Origin of the sequence: Kamptonema sp. PCC 6506 (genome assembly GCF_000180455.1) — a bacterium.
Classification (GTDB): domain Bacteria; phylum Cyanobacteriota; class Cyanobacteriia; order Cyanobacteriales; family Microcoleaceae; genus Kamptonema; species Kamptonema formosum.
In genome coordinates, this window is the sequence record NZ_CACA01000039.1 from 1 (window position 1) to 1,901 (window position 1,901).

The 1,901-nt window shown below is 44.2% G+C and carries 4 protein-coding genes; 3 read left to right on the forward strand and 1 reads right to left on the reverse strand.

The features are described from left to right. Both OSCI_RS02165 and psaX read left to right on the forward strand, forming a co-directional pair. A partial coding sequence (locus OSCI_RS02165; protein ID WP_157135538.1) for a lipoyl synthase occupies positions 1 to 466 on the forward strand: 466 nt, incomplete at its 5' end. Positions 467 to 598: 132 nt separating this feature from the next. Beyond that, positions 599 to 745 carry a photosystem I protein PsaX gene (gene psaX, locus OSCI_RS02170; RefSeq protein WP_019486856.1) on the forward strand — a complete coding sequence of 49 codons (147 nt, stop codon included), beginning with the start codon at positions 599 to 601 and terminating at the stop codon, positions 743 to 745. Positions 746 to 839: 94 nt separating this feature from the next. Here the strand turns inward: psaX and OSCI_RS02175 are convergent, their stop codons facing one another. Beyond that, positions 840 to 1,226, reverse strand: a complete 387-nt coding sequence (locus tag OSCI_RS02175; RefSeq protein WP_007353213.1) for a hypothetical protein — start codon at positions 1,224 to 1,226, stop codon at positions 840 to 842. A gap of 90 nt (positions 1,227 to 1,316) precedes the next feature. Between OSCI_RS02175 and OSCI_RS02180 the strand changes: the two genes are divergently transcribed. Beyond that, positions 1,317 to 1,901, forward strand: a 585-nt coding sequence (locus OSCI_RS02180; RefSeq protein ID WP_039961571.1) for a DJ-1/PfpI family protein, incomplete at its 3' end; no start/stop codon positions are given.

Genomic DNA, 1,901 nt, shown 5'->3' on the forward strand with positions numbered 1-1,901 from the left:
TTCTTTGCCCCCCGGCTCAAGAGCTCCCCATCTCACCACTCCCCAATGGCGGCGAATTGCTATAGTTGTGGCGGCTAAGCCTGCCTGTTATAACCATAATGTTGAGACTGTGCGGCGACTGCAAGGGCCTGTGCGGCGGGGGGCGAAGTACGATCGCTCTCTTGATGTTCTACGGATTGTTAAGGAAATTGATGCTCATATTCCTACAAAATCGGGCTTAATGCTGGGACATGGGGAAACGGAAGCGGAGGTGGTGGAGGCTTTGGAGGATTTGCGGGGGGTGGGGTGCGATCGCCTAACTCTGGGTCAATATATGCGCCCTTCTCTGGAACACTTGCCAGTACAAAAATACTGGACACCGGCGGAATTTGAGCGTTTGGGCGCGATCGCACGGGAAATGGGCTTTTCTCATGTTCGATCTGGCCCCCTCGTTCGTAGTTCTTACCACGCGGGAGAAAGCGATTAAAACCCCAGGATGGCGGTGTTACGTAAATCGTCCGTAAGTCTTGAAAATAACTCTTGCGAATAGTGCAAATAGGTAACGCTCTCTGGTATTTCTAGATACAGATACGTCTGAATTAATTAGGAGCTTTAACCTATGGCAGAGATATCCAATAACCAACTCAACTCTGACTCCGTGATGAAAACTGGCAAGCCCCCTTACACTTTCCGGGCTGCTTGGTTCCTGCTACTTTTCGGTCTCAACTTGTTAATGGCAGCATATTATTTCCACGTTATTCAATAGTTGCTGCCAATCCGATCCTTGCACGGAATTTTAGCCCTCAGTCCCAACCCCTCCGCCACCCTGACGGAAAAGGGTTGGGCAAGGGCTGTTTTGCTTAGCGATCGCTGGGCTGGGTTGTTGACGACTCTAGCTGGGATAGTCGCTGTTGCATTTTGATTAGGTCTTGCTTAATTTCGATCACCATAGTTGCTAAATTGTCAAACATGGGGTCTGCCGATCGCATTCTGGGACTTGTTCTAGTTGTACCGGGACTTGTTGGCGGTTGCGATCGGTTAAATCCAGAAGATTGAGACTCTAACCTATTGATTTGTCCCCTGAGATCGGAAATTTGACTTTCCAATTGAGTAATACGGTATTCGAGTTGATACGAGCCTTGGGCGGGTGTAAAAATTGGTAAGGTAATTATACCTAAAAATACACCAATACAGAGAATTACTAGAATTACTATTTTTTTGATGCGATCGGGTATGATTTGGAGCATGGCTTTACAGTTGTAGCGGCTGCATTTTCTAGGCTAACAACTGTTTCAGATTTTGTGTCTCTATCAGAGGTATGTAATTAAGCTAATTTTATGACAACTAAGAAAGTAGCAATTTTTATCTTTGATAATGCGGAAGTGCTTGACTTCGCCGGGCCTTTTGAAGTATTTTCTGTCACCTCAGAATTAAATAACTACGAACCTTTTGAGGTTTATACAGTTGCCGAAAAATCCACTGCTATCTCAGCTCGCAATGGCCTGAGCGTTAATCCCGATTATACCATATTAAATTGTCCAAAACCGGATATTTTAATTGTACCCGGAGGGATAGGGACTCGCATTTTAATGAATCATCAGCCTATAATTGATTGGATAAAATCTTGTGCAGAAACAGCAGAATTAGTGCTTTCTGTCTGCACAGGTTCGTTACTTTTAGCAAAGGCAAGTTTATTAGAAGGTTTAGAAGCGACAACCCATCATCGAGCCTTTGATTTATTAATAGAAATTGCTCCGAATACAACTGTTGTGAAAGATCGCCGATTTGTGGATAATGGCAAAATCATTACTTCGGGAGGAATCTCAGCAGGAATTGATATGTCTTTGTACGTTGTTGGCAGACTTTTAGGAAAAGAAAAAGCTGACCAAACAGCAGAACAAATGGAATATAAACAGTTAACT

Coding starts and splice junctions, on each gene's coding strand:
- psaX (WP_019486856.1), top strand. CDS start 599: ATGGCAGAGATATCCAATAACCAACTCAACTCTGACTCCGTGATGAAA.
- OSCI_RS02175 (WP_007353213.1), bottom strand. CDS start 1,226: ATGCTCCAAATCATACCCGATCGCATCAAAAAAATAGTAATTCTAGTA.